This window comes from Wohlfahrtiimonas larvae (genome assembly GCF_002006755.1).
Lineage (GTDB): Bacteria > Pseudomonadota > Gammaproteobacteria > Cardiobacteriales > Wohlfahrtiimonadaceae > Wohlfahrtiimonas > Wohlfahrtiimonas larvae.
The window spans coordinates 1-16712 of the sequence record NZ_MVDO01000076.1 but is presented as its reverse complement, the minus strand read 5'-3'; the positions used below and the strand labels follow the sequence as shown (position 1 = coordinate 16712).

The 16712-nt window shown below is 37.7% G+C and carries 12 protein-coding genes; 3 read left to right on the top strand and 9 right to left on the bottom strand.

What is annotated here, in order from left to right; all coding sequences use genetic code 11:
- Positions 1 to 17: 17 nt before the first annotated feature.
- Together BZK14_RS04755 and BZK14_RS04750 are read left to right on the top strand one after the other, a co-directional pair.
- A complete protein-coding gene (locus tag BZK14_RS04755) occupies positions 18 to 1289 on the top strand; it encodes a YjiH family protein (protein WP_245831161.1) in 1272 nt (423 codons plus the stop codon).
- Positions 1290 to 1360: 71 nt separating this feature from the next.
- Positions 1361 to 1831: an outer membrane lipoprotein gene (locus BZK14_RS04750; RefSeq protein WP_077925421.1), complete on the top strand. Its 471-nt coding sequence runs from the start codon at positions 1361 to 1363 to the stop codon at positions 1829 to 1831.
- A gap of 81 nt (positions 1832 to 1912) precedes the next feature.
- Here BZK14_RS04750 and BZK14_RS04745 read toward each other — a convergent pair whose 3' ends face one another.
- On the bottom strand, positions 1913 to 4189 hold the full coding sequence (locus BZK14_RS04745) for a YgiQ family radical SAM protein (protein WP_077925420.1): 2277 nt from the start codon (positions 4187 to 4189) through the stop codon (positions 1913 to 1915).
- A 146-nt stretch (positions 4190 to 4335) separates the two neighbouring features.
- Here BZK14_RS04745 and BZK14_RS04740 point away from each other — a divergent pair, with 146 nt between their 5' ends.
- On the top strand, positions 4336 to 4890 hold the full coding sequence (locus BZK14_RS04740) for a class I SAM-dependent methyltransferase (protein ID WP_077925419.1): 555 nt from the start codon (positions 4336 to 4338) through the stop codon (positions 4888 to 4890).
- Here BZK14_RS04740 and BZK14_RS04735 read toward each other — a convergent pair.
- From BZK14_RS04735 to BZK14_RS04700, 8 genes are all read right to left on the bottom strand, one after another.
- Entirely contained in the window at positions 4880 to 5287 is a 408-nt protein-coding gene (locus BZK14_RS04735; protein WP_077925418.1) for a hypothetical protein, read from the bottom strand. The two genes, BZK14_RS04740 and BZK14_RS04735, sit on opposite strands and share 11 nt — an antisense overlap.
- Before the next feature lie 224 nt (positions 5288 to 5511).
- Positions 5512 to 7575 (bottom strand): dihydrolipoyl dehydrogenase, encoded by a 2064-nt coding sequence (gene lpdA, locus BZK14_RS04730; protein ID WP_077925417.1) that lies wholly within the window; start codon positions 7573 to 7575, stop codon positions 5512 to 5514.
- 9 nt (positions 7576 to 7584) lie between these two features.
- Positions 7585 to 8892: a dihydrolipoyllysine-residue acetyltransferase gene (gene aceF, locus BZK14_RS04725; RefSeq protein ID WP_077925416.1), complete on the bottom strand. Its 1308-nt coding sequence runs from the start codon at positions 8890 to 8892 to the stop codon at positions 7585 to 7587.
- A gap of 29 nt (positions 8893 to 8921) precedes the next feature.
- Complete coding sequence (aceE, locus tag BZK14_RS04720) at positions 8922 to 11597, bottom strand: pyruvate dehydrogenase (acetyl-transferring), homodimeric type (protein ID WP_077925415.1); 2676 nt, start codon at positions 11595 to 11597, stop codon at positions 8922 to 8924.
- Positions 11598 to 11709: 112 nt separating this feature from the next.
- Positions 11710 to 12276, bottom strand: coding sequence for a pseudouridine synthase (locus BZK14_RS04715; protein ID WP_077925414.1), 567 nt, complete (start codon positions 12274 to 12276; stop codon positions 11710 to 11712).
- On the bottom strand, positions 12276 to 13526 hold the full coding sequence (locus BZK14_RS04710; RefSeq protein ID WP_077925413.1) for a D-alanyl-D-alanine carboxypeptidase: 1251 nt from the start codon (positions 13524 to 13526) through the stop codon (positions 12276 to 12278). Before BZK14_RS04710 ends, BZK14_RS04715 begins: the two co-directional genes overlap by 1 nt.
- Entirely contained in the window at positions 13523 to 14899 is a 1377-nt protein-coding gene (locus BZK14_RS04705) for a M17 family metallopeptidase (protein WP_077925412.1), read from the bottom strand. Before BZK14_RS04705 ends, BZK14_RS04710 begins: the two co-directional genes overlap by 4 nt.
- Positions 14900 to 14921: 22 nt before the next feature.
- Positions 14922 to 16712 (bottom strand): DNA translocase FtsK (locus tag BZK14_RS04700; RefSeq protein ID WP_281249071.1); only part of this gene is annotated, 1791 nt, incomplete at its 5' end.

The following is a 16712-nucleotide window of genomic DNA, read 5'->3' as shown; positions in this document are numbered from 1 at the left end:
TTTTTACATTAGTTAAAATATTTTTCTTAAGTCTTATCGGTATCATTATGTTTTTCTTGTCTGTTGATATTGGCGGTAAAGAAACTATTTTAATTGATCATATCGCAAGTTTTATTATCGTTGATTTAAGGCCAATAGCAATTACATTAATACTACTTATTATGGCTTATGGTGCGTTTTCGCCTTATGTAACGGGTAAATACCAATATTCAATTAGTGAAAAAATTTTTTCTGTATTTAAAATGATTGGTTTGATTTTAGGGATTTTATATTTAACAGGTTATGCTCCAGAATGGGCAATGAAGCCAGATATGTTGCCATTTTTATTTGAAAAATTAGCATTATCAGTTGGATTATTAATTCCTGTAGGCGCTATTGCTCTAACGTTTTTAATTGGCTTTGGCCTGTTAGAATTTGTGTCGGTCTTTATGGAAAAACTCATGCGCCCCTTATTTAGAACACCCGGTGCTTCTGCAATTGATGCCGTTGCATCCTTTGTAGGGAGTTATTCAATTGGGTTATTGATCACAGATCGTGTTTATAAACAAGGTAAATATTCTCATCGTGAAGCTGTGATTGTTGCAACAGGGTTCTCGACAGTTTCTGCAACTTTTATGATCATTGTTGCTAAAACATTAGGATTAATGGGCTATTGGAATTTTTATTTCTGGAGTACATTTTTTGTAACATTTGCTGTGACTTCTATTACTGTCTATTTACCACCCATTAGTTTATTTGATAATACAGCTAAAGACCCTTTGCCAGAGCCACCTAAAAAAGATAAATTTAGACATGCTGCATTACTGGGTATAGAGCAATATGAACGTAATCCTAGTGTTTTAAAGTTGATTTGGGCAAATTTAAAAGATGGTTTAGCCATGTCCTCAGTGGTAGCGCCATCAATATTGGCAATAGGGTTTATTGGTTTAGTATTATCTAAATATACTCCGATTTTTGATTGGTTTGGTGTGGTTTTAAAACCATTCCTATGGATGACGGGTTTCGAGGATGCAAGTCAATATAGTGGTGCATTAGCTTCTGGCTTAGCGGAAATGTTTTTGCCTTCTATTTTATTAAAAGATGCTGATTTATCTATTCGTTTTATTACTGCGGTGACAACAGTCGGTAGTGTATTGTTTTTTTCAGGCAGTATCCCATGTATTTTAGCAACGACAGTTCGTATTAAAATTTGGCAGTTGATTTTATTATGGTTTATAAGAACTGTTTTATGTTTATTAATGGCAAGTGTTGCTTTTCGTTTAGGCATTGGTATGGGATGGTTGGGATAATCATATTGCTCAAATCTATTTCAATGTAATATACTTACATTGGCAAATTAATTTTTGATGAAAGGTATGATATGAAAAAAAATCGTTCAATGATCATAATAGCGTCAGCTATGACATTGCTATTATCTGGTTGTGTGTCATCATTATCTGGTGATAGTTATTCACGATCTGAAGCTAGACAGGCACAATTTGTGCAAACAGGTACGGTGATTGGCACTAGATTGGTTAAGATTGAAGGGACTAAATCAGGTGTTGGTGCTATTACGGGCGGTGCTGTTGGCGGTGTTGCCGCTAACTCTATTGGTGGTGGTAGTGGTCGTGTGCTTGCGACAATTGCAGGTGCAGCTGTTGGAGCATTAGCTGGCTCTGCTATTGAAGAAGGTACAACTAGAAATGATGGCGTTGAAGTAACTGTTAGATTAGATGATTCTAAAGCAACTCGTGCTTATGTCCAGGAAGCAAAAGGTACATCTTTCTATAATGGTCAGCGTGTTCGTATTACAACAACATCAAGTGGTACAGCTCGTGTAGTACCTATATAATTATTCTGATAATACGGAATAGTAAAATCCCCATCTATGTTATTTGCATAAATGGGGATTTTTATTCGCTACATTTTAAAATTATGGTTTTTGTTTTGCCAATCTTTGAGGTTTGCTAGAGGAATGGCTGCCGAATGTGGATGTGCTTGCTGATTTAGGGCGAGTATAAACTCCTTTTGTTGTGAACGATTGTTTGTGATGCTTTTTGCCTAAACGTTTGCCTTCACCACCTGCTAAACCGGTGCCTTTTGGCTGATATAATGGAATTAAATGGTTTTTGCTATTGCCAATTAAATCAGCACGTCCCATTTGTTTTAATGCTTCACGCAATAATGGCCAGTTTTCAGGATCATGGTAGCGTAGGAATGCTTTATGTAAGCGGCGATGTTTTAAGCCTTTGGGGGTTAATACAACCTCTGAATCTGTTTTCACAGGTTTTAATGGATTTTTTTCTGAATGATACATTGCACCTGCTAACGACATAGGCGTTGGAATGAATGCTTGTACTTGATCAGCACGGAATCCATTGCGTTTTAACCATAATGCTAAATTCATCATATCTTCATCTGAAGTACCAGGATGTGCTGCAATAAAGTAAGGAATTAAGTATTGTTTTTTGCCTGCTTCTTTGCTGAATTTTTCAAATAAAACTTTAAATTTATCGTAATTAGTAATACTTGGCTTCATCATTTTAGATAAAGGACCTTCTTCGGTATGCTCCGGTGCAATTTTCAAATAACCACCAACATGATGTGTTACTAATTCTTTTACATATTCTTCGTCGCGAATCGCGAGATCATAACGTAGACCTGATGCAATCAATATTTTTTTCACACCTTTCACATTGCGAGCTTGGCGATAAAGTTCGATTAAAGGTTTATGATTCGTGTTTAGATTTTTACAGATATCTGGGGATACGCAAGAGAAGCGGCGACAATTGTGCTCAATGTTAGGATCTTTACATGCTAAACGATACATGTTAGCCGTTGGGCCGCCTAAATCTGAAATAATACCTGTAAAGCCTTCTGTTCGATCACGGATCTCTTCAATTTCACGTAAAATTGAATCTTGAGAGCGATTTTGAATAATTCGGCCCTCATGCTCAGTAATGGAGCAGAAAGAGCAACCACCAAAACAACCACGCATAATGTTGACGGAAAATTTAATCATTTCCCATGCGGCGATTTTTGCGCCTTTATATGCAGGGTGTGGCGCGCGAGAATATGGTAAATCATAAACGCCATCCATCTCTTTAGTTTCTAAGGGTAATGGTGGTGGATTGATCCAAATATCGCGATCACCATGCTGTTGTACCAATGGGCGAGCATTATATGGATTGGTTTCTAAATGTAATAAGCGACTAGTATGTGCGTAGTAAATTCTATCATTTTTAACTTGATCAAAGCTAGGTAGACGAATGTAGTTTGTTCTACGAGCCTGTTGTTTTTCTTCGCGTTTCTGATTACGATCTTTATCTGTTAAATCTGTACCTACTTGAGTTAAAGTAGGAGCATCTAGTGCAGCATTAAAGTTTTGATCTGTAGGAAAATTAGGTGTGTGTTCATTTTCTGAACCGATCACTTGATTTGTATAGGGATTAATGAGAGGCTCAATTTTTCCCACTTCATCTAATGTTGTGGAGTCTAATTCTGTTAAGCCAAAGTGATTACGCTGATGAGGTAAATTCAAGGCAGAACCTCGAATATCTAGCATATTACTAATTTTCTCGCCTTTAGCTAAACGGTGAGAAATTTCTACTAAGCTACGTTCGCCATTGCCGAATAATAACATATCAGCACGAGAATCGAGTAGAGCAGAGCGACGAATTTTTTCTGACCAATAATCATAATGAGCAATACGACGGAGTGATGCTTCAATACCACCCACGATGATCGGTACATCTTTATAAGCTTCCTTTGCACGCTGTGAATAGACTAACAGCGCACGATCAGGGCGTTTACCTGGCACATCACCTGGTGTATAAGCATCATTGTGGCGAATCTTGCGGTCAGATGTGTAATGGTTGACCATGGAATCCATATTGCCTGCAGAAATGCCGAAATATAAATTGGGTTTGCCCAATTTCATGAAGTCATCTGTATTTTTCCAATCTGGTTGAGAGATGATGCCAACACGAAAACCTTGTTCTTCTAATAAGCGCCCCAATATTGCCATAGCAAAGCTAGGATGGTCAACATAGGCATCTCCTGTGATAAGAATAATATCGCAGCTATCCCAGCCGAGTATATTCATTTCGTCTCGGCTCATAGGAAGGAAGGGTGCTGTACCAAAGCGTTTTGCCCAATAAGGTTTATAGGAAAATAAAGGTTTGGCATTATTTGAAAAAGAAAAGTTCATATGTGACTAAAAAAGTAAATAAAATCACCATTATACTTTGATTTATTCACATTGTCTGATTATATATATAATTTTGATTTTTGATTGTATAACCATTTTTATTGATATAATTATCATTCTTCATTTCAGATAGGATAGTGCGGACAATGGCGCATATTCATTTAAAGAAACACTTAAAGTATATTAATAGTTTTATTCAGTCACCACGCAGTTTTGGGACTTTGATGCCATCCTCTCCAGCATTATGTAATGCAATGGTTAAATCTGTGAATTGGAATGAACGATCTTTATTGGTTGCAGAGCTAGGTGCTGGTGATGGGGTGCTAACTCATCATATTTTAAGAGCAATGCCTATGGATGCAAGATTATCTGCATATGAGATTAATCCTGATTTTTTTCATGAATTAGATGATATTAAAGATTCTCGATTGGTTGTGAGAAAAATCTCTGCTGAAATTCTAGACCAACCATATAGAATCATATTTTCATGTCTGCCATTTTTGTCTTTACCTTTGAGAATTTCAATGAAAATTATCAAAGCAACACTACAAATATTGAAGCAAACACAAGGTACATTTATTTTATTTCAATATACTCAACGTATGGAGAAAGTATTATCACGATATTTTGAGTGGGAAAGAAAATTAGTTATTAAGAATTTTCCACCAGCCTATGTATATGTCTGTAAGCCTAAATCGTAAAGTCATATTGTCGGCTTGCATGTTCTAATTTTTTATCTAAAGGATTTGTAGGCGTTTGTTCTTTTAATGCTTGTATTATGGCGGGTAAATTCATTGTTTTTTTCGCATTGATACAAATTACTTTAAAATCATCATAACCACTGCGCCTGAATCGTTCTTTTAATAATCTGTGGTAATGTTTTTCTATACTATGGATATAGAGAATTTTTTCCTTAGAAAAAATCTTACGTGCAGATACGTGATATTTGTCAGAATCTACAAGCTTTGAGAGCTTGATATAATCCTGATGCAAGTCGATACACTCTTGGGGAGGCTCCGTACCGCTTTGATAATAATATAAAGTAATAAACATTACTATTAATAGAGTAGTAATGGATATGGTAATCTTTTCAAACATCCTTAAAATATCCTCATTTGTTAATATTATCGCATCCCTTAAGTAAATTATGAATATAGTTATTATTAAATTAGTTATTTCTTATTTATGTAAAATTTATAGCATATTTTTATAATTTAGTCTAAAAACATATTGAATAATTAATAGCTATTGATTTAAAGTAAGGCAATAAAAAAGCGGCTTTAAAATTTTTTAAAGCCGCTTTCTAAGATGATGGATAAGGATTATTTTTTCTTCGCAGGCGGAAGGTCAGTACAAGAACCTTCAGCAACTTCAGCCGCCATTCCTACGGATTCAATCAAAGTAGGGTGAGGGTGAATTGTGTGAGCAATGTCTAAGACATCTGCACACATTTCCACTGCAAATGCAATTTCACCAATCAAATCGCCAGCATTGATACCTACAACTGCACCACCTAAAATAGTTTTAGTTTCAGGATCGAAGATTAACTTAGTTAAGCCTTCTTCACGAGAACTTGCCAATGCTTTACCGCTTGCACTCCATGGGAATACTGATTTTTCATAAGGAATGCCTTTAGCTTTGGCTTCAGTTTCTGTTAAACCAGCCCATGAAATTTCAGGGTCAGTATAAGCAACAGATGGAATTTGTTTGATGTCAAAGAAGCGTTTATGGCCTGCACATACTTCGGCAGCAACATGTGCTTCATGAACAGCTTTATGTGCAAGCATTGGTTGGCCTACAATGTCGCCAATTGCAAAGATGTTACCAACATTGGTACGCATTTGTTTATCAACATTGATAAAGCCACGATCTGTTACGTTGACCCCTGCATTTTGTGCATTTAATTTCAAACCATTAGGCGCACGACCAATTGCCACTAACACATAGTCATAAACTTGTGCTTCACTTGGTGCATTTTCGCCTTCAAAGCTGACTTTGATGCCTTCTGGTAATGCTTCAGCACCCACAACTTTAGTTTTGAACATTAATTTGCTGAAGCGATCTTTGTTGTATTTTTCAAAGACTTTCGTTAAATCACGGTCAGCACCAGGAATGAAACCTTCAGTAAATTCAACGATTTCAACATTTGAACCCAAGTTAGAGTAAACAGTTGCCATTTCTAGGCCGATGATACCGCCACCGATCACTAACATACGCTTAGGAATTTCACGTAATTCCAATGCACCTGTTGAATCAATAATGCGAGGATCTTCTGGCATGAATGGCAATTTAATTGCATGTGAACCTGCTGCAATGATGGCTTTATCAAATGACAATACACGAGTTGTTCCATCAGCTTGTTGAATATCTAAGTGATGATCATCTTTGAATGATGCAATTCCTTGGATCACTTCAACTTTACGCATTTTAGCCATGCCAGCTAAGCCACCTGTTAATTTGCTCACAACAGATGATTTATAGTTACGAATTTCATCTAATTCAATACGTGGGGCATCAAAATAAATACCTGCATTCTTCAAATGAACTTCAGCTTCTTCTTTGGCTTTTACAACATGTAATAGTGCTTTGGATGGAATACATCCAACGTTTAAGCAAACGCCACCTAATGTTGAATACTTCTCAATCAATGCAACTTTTAAGCCAAGATCAGCTGCGCGGAATGCAGCTGAATAACCACCAGGGCCAGCACCAATTACTACAACATCGCAATCAACATTGGATGGTGCGGGTGTTGCTGCTGCGACTTGAATTTCAGGCTCAGATGCTTTTGGTGCTTCAGTTGATTTAGCTTCTGCCTTAGGTGCAGCAACTGATCCACCAACTGTTGCACGAGCAATTGTTGAGCCTTCTTTCACTTGATCACCAACTTTCACTAAAACTTCAGTAATTACGCCATCTACTTCAGCGGGAACATCCATTGAAGCTTTGTCTGACTCTAAAGTTAATAGGTTTTGATCCTTAGTAATGGTATCACCTACAGCAAATGCAACATCAATCACATCTACACTGTCAAAGTTACCAATGTTAGGGATTTTTATATCGATGATTTGTGAAGCTGATGCAGCAACAGGTGTAGGTTCTGTTTTTGGTGCAGGTGCGGATGCTTCAACTTTATCTTCAGATATAGCAGCGCTAGCTTCGATCATTGCGATCACATCACCTTCTTTCACTTGATCGCCTACTTTTACCAAAATTTCAGTAATTTTACCTGCAATATCAGAAGGTACATCCATAGATGCTTTATCTGATTCTAAGGTTAAGATAGTTTGATCAATCGATACAACATCGCCAACATTTACAAGCACTTCAATGACATCAACAGCATCAAAGTTGCCAATATTAGGAATTTTTAATTCAATAGCCATGATTGTTCCTTATACTAAAATGCGACGCATATCTGTTAAGCATTGGTTTAGATGAACGATAAAACGTGCACCCGCAGCACCATCAATCACACGGTGATCATAAGATAAAGATAGTGGCAACATCAAACGAGGTTCAAACTCTTTACCATTCCAAACAGGTTTAATATCGGTACGTGAAACACCTAGAATCGCAACTTCAGGTGCATTAATGATTGGTGTAAATGCTGTGCCACCAATGCCACCTAATGAAGAAATTGTAAAACAGCCGCCTTGCATTTGATCCGGTTTTAACTTGCCATCACGTGCTAATTTGGCTAATTCACCCATTTCTGTTGCTATTTCTAAGACACTTTTTTGATCACAATCACGAATGACTGGTACCACTAACCCATTAGGGGTATCGGCTGCAAAACCAATGTGGAAATAGTTCTTTAGAATTAAATCATCACCATCCAAAGAACTATTGAATTCGGGGAATTTTTTCAGTGCATGAACGCACGCTTTAACTAAGAAAGCGAGCATAGTGACTTTTTTACCCGATTTTTCATTTTCTTTATTAAGTTGTTTACGGAATGCTTCTAACTCTGTCACATCGCTTTCATCAAATTGAGTGACATGAGGAATCATGGCCCAGTTGCGAGCTAAATTCGCACCAGAAATTTTCTTGATGCGTGACATTGGCTCACGAGTAATTTCACCAAATTTAGCAAAATCAACTTTTGGCCATGGTAATAAGCTTAACCCTCCACCATTAGTTGTTGCTACAGAGCCTACGCTGCCAGTACCTGACATGATGGATTTTACATGTGCCACGACGTCTTCACGCATAATACGTAATTTAGGGCCAGAACCTTTTACTTGATTCAAGTCTGCGCCCAATTCACGTGCAAATGCACGAACTGATGGGGAAGCATGTACGCCTGAAAAATCAAGATCAACTTGAGTAGCCGTTGGTGCAGTAGCTTGTACTGGTGCCACAGCAGGTGCAGGTTTTGGTGCTTCCACTTGCGGTGCTGCTGGTTTTGTTTCAGTTTTAGGTATTTCTTCCGCTTTAGGCGCTGTTGGTGCAGTTTCTGAATCTGTTGCTTCAATACGGAAGATCAAATCTCCTTCTTTAACTTTATCCCCAACTTTAACTAAGATTTCTTTGATTACACCAGCAGTCTCAGAAGGTACATCCATTGATGCTTTATCAGATTCTAAAGTTAGTAATGTATCATCTTGTGCAATTGTATCGCCAACAGCAACAGGAATTTCGATAACATCTACTTCATCAAAGTTTCCGATATCAGGCAGTTTCATATCTATCATTGCCATAATCTTTTATCCTTTTTGTTCGTTCAATATTAAAGAGAGATTGGGTTTTTTTTGTGAGCATCGATGCCATATTTGTTGATTGCTTCTACAACAATACTTGCATCAATAGCACCTTGATCCGCCAACTCTTTCAGTGCAGCAACTGTTACGTAGTAGCGATTGACTTCAAAGAATTCACGTAATTTGCCACGAGTATCAGAGCGACCAAAGCCATCCGTTCCCAATACTTTATAAGGTGCTTGAATTGCTGAACGAATTTGTTCACCAAATAAACGAATATAGTCGGATGCGGCAATAACTGGTGCAGTAGAATCATTCAATAATTCAGCAACATGAGAAACACGAGGTTTATCTGTTGGATGAAGCATGTTATAGCGTTCTACATCTTGCACATCACGAGCAAGGATGTTGAAGCTTGGGCAGCCATAAAGATCTGCATCCACTCCCCAATCTGCTTTTAATAAGTCAGCAGCTGCGATCACTTCGCGGAAAATTGTACCTGAACCTAATAATCGCACACGTTTTGTTGAATCTGGGTTTTCACCTTTTTTCAATAAGTACATACCTTTTAAGATATCAGCTTCAGAACCTTGTGGCATTTCAGGATGAGGATAGTTCTCATTCATGATTGTTAAATAATAGAACACATCTTCTTGATCTTGCATCATGCGTTTCAAGCCATCTTGCATGATCACAGCTAATTCAAATTGGAATGTAGGATCGTAAGAGACACAGTTCGGAATTAATTGTGCCAAGATATGGCTATGGCCATCTTCGTGTTGTAAACCTTCACCGTTCAATGTTGTACGGCCAGAAGTACCACCCATTAAGAAACCACGTGCACGTTGATCGCCTGCAGCCCAAACTAAGTCCAAACAACGTTGCAATTGGAACATTGAATAGCATACGAAGAATGGAATCATCGGAACATTACTCACTGAGTACGATGTAGATGCAGCGATCCATGAGCTTACAGCGCCAGCTTCGTTAATACCTTCTTGTAATACTTGACCATCTTTAGCTTCTTTATAGTACATCAATTGGTCAGCATCTTGTGGAATGTAGTTTTGACCTGCCTGAGACCAAATACCCAATTGTCTAAATAAGCCTTCCATGCCGAATGTACGAGATTCATCCACAACAATTGGTACAACATGTTTACCAATGGCTTTATCTTTTAAAATGGTATTCAACATACGAACGAATGCCATAGTCGTAGAGATTTCACGACCTTCTTGTGTTGCTGTCAATTGTGCTTTGAAAGCATCTAATTGTGGTGCAGGTAAAGGGTTATCTGTTTTTTGACGACGTTTTGGTAAATAACCATGTAATGCTTCACGACGTTCACGGAGATATTTCATCTCTGGAGAATCTTCAGCAGGGCGAATGAATTTCAATTCTTCAATTTCTTCATCAGTCACAGGTACTTCAAAACGATCACGGAATTGGCGTAATGTTTCTGTGCTAATTTTCTTCTGTTGGTGAGATGTATTTTGAGCTTCGCCTTCTTGGCCCATACCGTAACCTTTGATTGTTTTCACTAACAATACAGAAGGCTGGCCTTCATGTTTAACTGCAGCATCATAAGCGGCATAGATTTTATTTTCATCATGGCCTCCTCGGTTTAAACGCCAAATATCATTATCTGATAAATGAGCTACCATTTGACGAAGTTCTGGAGTATTAAAGAAGTGTTCACGAACATAGGCACCATTTTTGGATTTGTATGTTTGATAATCACCATCAATTGCTTCCATCATACGTTTGCGTAAGATGCCTTTTTCATCTTGAGCCAACAATGCATCCCAGCCGTTACCCCAAATGAGTTTAATCACATTCCAATGGTTACCACGGAAGTTAGATTCTAATTCTTGAATAATTTTGCCGTTACCGCGAACAGGACCATCTAAGCGTTGTAAGTTACAGTTAACGATGAAGATTAAGTTGTCTAATTTTTCACGGCCAGCCAATGAAATTGCGCCCAATGATTCTGGTTCATCCATTTCGCCATCACCACAGAAACACCAAACTTTACGTTTTGATGTATCAGCTAAACCACGTGCGTGTAAATATTTTAAGAAACGCGCTTGATAAATGGCTTGCATTGGGCCTAATCCCATAGATACTGTAGGGAATTGCCAAAAATCACTTTGTAACCATGGATGTGGATATGATGGAATACCTTTACCATCAACTTCACGACGGAAGTTTAACATCTGTTCTTCCGTGATGCGGCCTTCCAAGAAGGCACGAGCATAGATACCAGGGCTTGAGTGTCCTTGGAAGAAAATGAGATCACCGCCGTGATCATCGCCTTCCGGACCATGCCAGAAATGGTTAAAACCAACTTCCCACATAGTTGCTAAAGATGCGTAACTTGCAATATGTCCGCCTAATGATGAATCAGCTAAGTTGCTTTTTACGATCATTGCCATAGCATTCCAGCGGTTATATGCGCGGATTCTATGTTCGATATCGGAATTCCCGGGATAAGCTGGTTGTTCATGAACAGGGATAGTATTGATGTACTCAGTTGTGCCAGAGAATGGGACTTCGATGCCATCACGATGTGTGCGTTCAATGATTTGTTCTAAAAGGAAGCGTGCTCGCTCTTTTCCTTCAGTTTTGATAACGCTTTCAATGGAGGCAATCCAATCTTGGGTTTCAATTGGATCGATATCTTGAATAGTTTTTAAATCGCTCATATTTCTTCACCTATTTTGAAATAATGTGATTGTAATAATTTCTACTTAACTGAAATATTTACAAAATTAATCTGCTGAGCAGATGAATTGTTTTAAATGATAGCACGAAATTTTAAAATAAATCTGTTTGTGAAATAAAACACCAACTTCCTTGCTCTATTTTTTTGGTAAATAAATTTAACTTTCCAATTTGGACTCGAACGAGTCGTAAACACGGAAAACCTATGGCAGCACACATTTTACGGACTTGTCGATTTTTTCCTTCAGTGATAGTGATGCTAATCCATGTAGTGGGAATGTTTTTTCTTTCTCGAATGGGTGGTACGCGTTCCCACAAGTTTTTTGGCTCAGGAATGATTTCTGCCAAGGCTGGTAACGTAGTGAATTCTTTTAACTTTATCCCTTTTTTTAAACGAGCAATAGCTTCTTCTGTCACTGAGCCTTCTACTTGAGCCCAATAAGTTTTAGCCACTTTAAACTTTGGAGAGGCAATTTTAGCTTGTAATTTCCCATCATTTGTCAATAAAAGTAAGCCTTCACTATCAGTATCCAATCTGCCAGCAGGGTAGTAATCCTTTAATGACACATATGATTTCAAGGTCATATGCTTTTCATGTTCAGAAAACTGTGAAATAACACCAAATGGTTTATTTAAGACAATTAAAGGTGTTGTTTTCATTATTTTCCTATGACTAAACAGTCATTGCCACTTTGTTTTAATTGGTTGCATGCTAATGTAGCATTTTCGTAGTCAAATCCAGATAGACGAGCACGATATAAATTATCTATTAAGACAATATCTATCTTTCCTTGCTTCAATTTTCTGTGTGCAATACGAGCTCTATCTTGTGCTGATTTACGATTTTTATATGCGCCTACTTGAATAGAAGCAGGTGATTGTGGGTTGGATCGATAAGTAGTATTGCTGGTTGAAATCAGTTTAATGGTTGGAATTTCAGGTGTTTTATCGTTATTTACAATTTGGATTGCATTCTTGTGATTAGATGCTCTGATTTGTTTAGGTTTTGGCACTTTTTTGGGATCATATCCCACTAACATATCTTCTGTGATGATTGGCGAGATGGATGGGTTGCGCCGATTACGTTTAAGGGCATCGAATGAATCTTCCATAATTTTAACCATAATATTGTCGCGTGATTCTGTATTTTTTCCACCAATAACAACTGCAAAGAGACGGGTATTACCGCGTTGAGCACTTGTGACTAGGTTTGAGCCAGATTTCCTAATGTATCCTGTTTTGATACCATCAGCACCGACAAGCATTTGATTGACACGATTATGGCCTTTAATTTCATAGCCGTCATACCAAAAACTAGTCATTTTAAATAAGGGGTAATGCTTAGGATGATGATTATATAGGGCGACGCCCAACGTTACCATATCTTGTGCTGTGGTGTATTGAGCATCATTTGGCAAACCATGTGCATTGACGAAGTTTGTATTTTTCATGCCTAAACGTTTAGCAGTTTGGTTCATACGTTTAGCAAAACCCGCCTCAGAACCAGAAATATGCTCAGCAACAGCAATAGCAACATTATTTGCAGATTGTACAATTAAGGCTTTAACGGCTGTTTCTACAGTGATTGTAGCACCCGCAGGTATGCGTTTGCCTGATTTGTATTTCAAACAAGAGCACTCGGCTTGCGAAGCTTTTTGGGAGATTTTGATACGCTGATTCATCTTGATTTTGCCTTTCGATAAATCTTCAAACAAAATATACAACGTCATCATTTTAGTGAGCGATGCAGGGTAACGGCGTAGCGTTGCATCATGCTCATAAATAACCTTACCTGTATTAGGTTCCACAACTAAAGCAGAAAAACCAGTATTGGCATAAGCGAAACCACTAATGCTACCGACCATCGGCAGTAAGCATGTGATTATGATTTTTTGTAATAGTTTTTTCATAGATCAATCTCAAAATGTTGAGCTAAACCGTAGTAAGCAGCACGTAATCCCATTGCTTCACCACCTACAGGGCGGCCTTTGCGGTTACGGATATTCCATGCCATAACATCGATATGTGCGAATGGCACATTATCACTTAAAAAATGTGTTAAGAAAAGAGCAGCAGTAATTGCACCCCCATAAGGTTGGGTTGATGAATTTAAAATGTCTGCAAATTTAGTTTCAATCCAATCATTGTAAGCTTGATGTAAGGGCAGACGCCATAAGCCATCTGTCTTTTGTTGACTTAAATTGACTAAACTCAATGCTAATTGATCATTATTTGAAAATAATGCAGGTAACTCTGTGCCTAATGCAACGCGCGCAGCCCCTGTTAATGTTGCAAAATTGACAATAGCATCAGGTTTTTGTTCACAGGCATAGCTGATTGCATCAGCAAGTACTAAACGACCTTCAGCATCTGTATTATCAATTTCTACTGTTGAACCATTACGTGCTTTAATAATGTCACCAGGACGCATTGCTGTGCTTGATACGGAATTTTCAACAATAGGTAATAGCAAACGCAATTGTACAGGCCATTCTTCTTTAATGATCCAGTTGGCTAATGCTAAGGCATGAGCAGAGCCACCCATATCTTTTTTCATTAGGCGCATGCCATTTGCAGGTTTTAAATCTAAACCGCCACTATCGAAAGTTACGCCTTTGCCAATTAAAGTTAATTTAGGATGGTTATCTGCACCATATTTAACTTCTACTAAACAAGGCGCAAATTCACTACCATGGCCAACATGATAAATTAATGGGAAGTTTTGTTCTAATAGTTCTTCACCTTGAATAATTTTTATTGTACATTTTTGAGATGATAATAAACTGTGTGCATATTGCGCCAAAGACTCAGGAGTTAAATGATTAGGGGGGCGGTTGATTAGTGTTCGTGTTATGTAATGTGCTTCGATTTCATTCACAAGCTTTTTACGGTCTAATTCTTTAGGGAATAGGATTTGTACATTAGGTTGTTTAGACTGTTTAAATTCATTGTATTGATAAGCGCCTAATGCAAAACCTAATAATAGTTGATATTGGGCATCTAAAGTTAAATCTTCATTGGCAATATAATATACGCCTTGCGGTGCTTTTGTATAAAAATTACCTAAAGAAAACATTTCTTCTGCAGAATCAAGCTTTACTAATATTTTATTAATAGCGCCAGTTTCATCAGGGATGATTAATAACTCTGGCTCATCTTCTAGAGATTGATGAATCCAATTTTGTTCAAAAGGAGAGAAAGTAAAATCTGAGAGTTGATGATATAGATAAATAGGTACAGCTTTTACCATGGATGGGGCATTAATTAATAATTCATGAAACATTGTCTCTCTCCAATTTAAATTGTTAATAATCATCATTATCAGCAGCTAATAATACTTCTCTATTACCATTTGATTGTGGTGGTGTGACGATGCGTAATTCTTCCATTTCTTCCATTAAACGTGCCGCACGTTGATAACCTACACGTAATTTTCTTTGAATATAGGAGATGCTTGCTCTTCTAGATTCCACAACAATTTTGACTGCTTCATCAAATAGCGGGTCTTGTTCATCTGATGGTGATGCAGGTACACCTGATGCTTCTGGGGATAAACCAGGAATTGCCTCTGTAGGTTCTTGTAAGATATCCTCTATATAATCAGGTTCCCCAGTTAATTTCAAGAATTCAGCAACTTTATTGACTTCATGATCATCTACAAATGAACCATGTACTCGAATGGGGACATTCACACCAGAAGGAGCATAGAGCATATCGCCATGCCCCAATAATGTTTCTGCGCCTTGTTGGTCAATGATCGTACGAGAATCTATTTTGCTAGAAACTTGGAATGCAATTCTTGTAGGAATATTTGCTTTAATTAAACCTGTGATCACATCAACAGAAGGGCGCTGTGTTGCTAGAATTAAGTGAATACCTGATGCGCGCGCTTTTTGTGCCAAACGAGCAATGAGTTCTTCACATTTTTTACCAACCAACATCATCATATCGGCAAATTCATCGATGACAACAACAATGAATGGTAGTTTTTCTAATAGGGGAGGGTTTTCTGTATCAGAAACATGTTCGCTTCTACGCCATAACGGATCAATGATGGGTTGTCCTGCATCGATTGCTTCTTGTACTTTTTGATTAAAACCAGCAATATTGCGAACTTTTAATTGGCTCATTAACATATAACGGCGTTCCATCTCTGCAACACACCAACGTAAAGCATTGGCAGATTCTTTCATATCTGTGATAACAGGAATCAATAAGTGTGGAATATCATTATAAACAGATAATTCCAACATTTTTGGATCAATTAATATCAATCGTAATTCTTCAGGGCGCGCTTTAAAAAGCATACTGAGTAACATTGTATTTACGCCCACTGATTTACCAGAACCTGTTGTCCCTGCTACTAATACATGAGGCATTTTGGCTAAGTTTGCTAAAACAGGTTCACCAGAAATGCTTTTACCTAAAATTAAGGTTAAAGGATCTTTGGCTTCTTGATACTCTTTAGATTCTAGCCCTGATTTAAAATAAACAATTTCTCGTTTTCTATTAGGAATTTCTAGGCCAACATAGCTTGTTCCAGGAATGATATCGACAACACGAACACTCGTTACAGATAAACCACGGGCGATATCTTTTTCAAGATTATTAATTTGTGCAACTTTAACACCGGGCGCTAGGTCAAGCTCAAAACGCGTTACAACAGGGCCAGGTTCAATATTGGCAACTTTAACTTTAATAGAGAAATTCTTTAATTGTTCCTCAATTAATTGAGCCATATCATATAGTTCGGCTTCATCATATTGATTAATCGAAGGCGGAGGGTCACCTAGTAAATTTAAGGGAGGTAATTGACCAGCCATAGGGAAGTGCTTTAGCAATTCTGCTTTTTTACCTTCACTCATAGGTTCGGGCATACGTGCCGCAGGCATGATGATGTTTTGTTTAGGTGCTTCAGTTGGCATTATCATCTCTGTTGCAGCTTTTTTGATGGGATCTTGTTCAGGCGTTGGTAATATTGCTGCTGAATCTTCCTCTAATAGATTGAATGTGGGGGATACTTGTTCAGTTGCTATTTCAGGTTCTGAATTGGTTTCAAATTCAAAAGGTTCCCATGTTGGCATCACCACTATTTC

What these genes read in the sequence shown, in the direction of transcription:
- BZK14_RS04750 (WP_077925421.1), top strand. Translation starts at nt 1,361, where the DNA reads ATGAAAAAAAATCGTTCAATGATCATAATAGCGTCAGCTATGACATTG.
- BZK14_RS04745 (WP_077925420.1), bottom strand. Translation starts at nt 4,189, where the DNA reads ATGAACTTTTCTTTTTCAAATAATGCCAAACCTTTATTTTCCTATAAA.
- BZK14_RS04740 (WP_077925419.1), top strand. Translation starts at nt 4,336, where the DNA reads ATGGCGCATATTCATTTAAAGAAACACTTAAAGTATATTAATAGTTTT.
- BZK14_RS04735 (WP_077925418.1), bottom strand. Translation starts at nt 5,287, where the DNA reads ATGTTTGAAAAGATTACCATATCCATTACTACTCTATTAATAGTAATG.
- lpdA (WP_077925417.1), bottom strand. Translation starts at nt 7,575, where the DNA reads ATGGCTATTGAATTAAAAATTCCTAATATTGGCAACTTTGATGCTGTT.
- aceF (WP_077925416.1), bottom strand. Translation starts at nt 8,892, where the DNA reads ATGGCAATGATAGATATGAAACTGCCTGATATCGGAAACTTTGATGAA.
- aceE (WP_077925415.1), bottom strand. Translation starts at nt 11,597, where the DNA reads ATGAGCGATTTAAAAACTATTCAAGATATCGATCCAATTGAAACCCAA.
- BZK14_RS04715 (WP_077925414.1), bottom strand. Translation starts at nt 12,276, where the DNA reads ATGAAAACAACACCTTTAATTGTCTTAAATAAACCATTTGGTGTTATT.
- BZK14_RS04710 (WP_077925413.1), bottom strand. Translation starts at nt 13,526, where the DNA reads ATGAAAAAACTATTACAAAAAATCATAATCACATGCTTACTGCCGATG.
- BZK14_RS04705 (WP_077925412.1), bottom strand. Translation starts at nt 14,899, where the DNA reads ATGTTTCATGAATTATTAATTAATGCCCCATCCATGGTAAAAGCTGTA.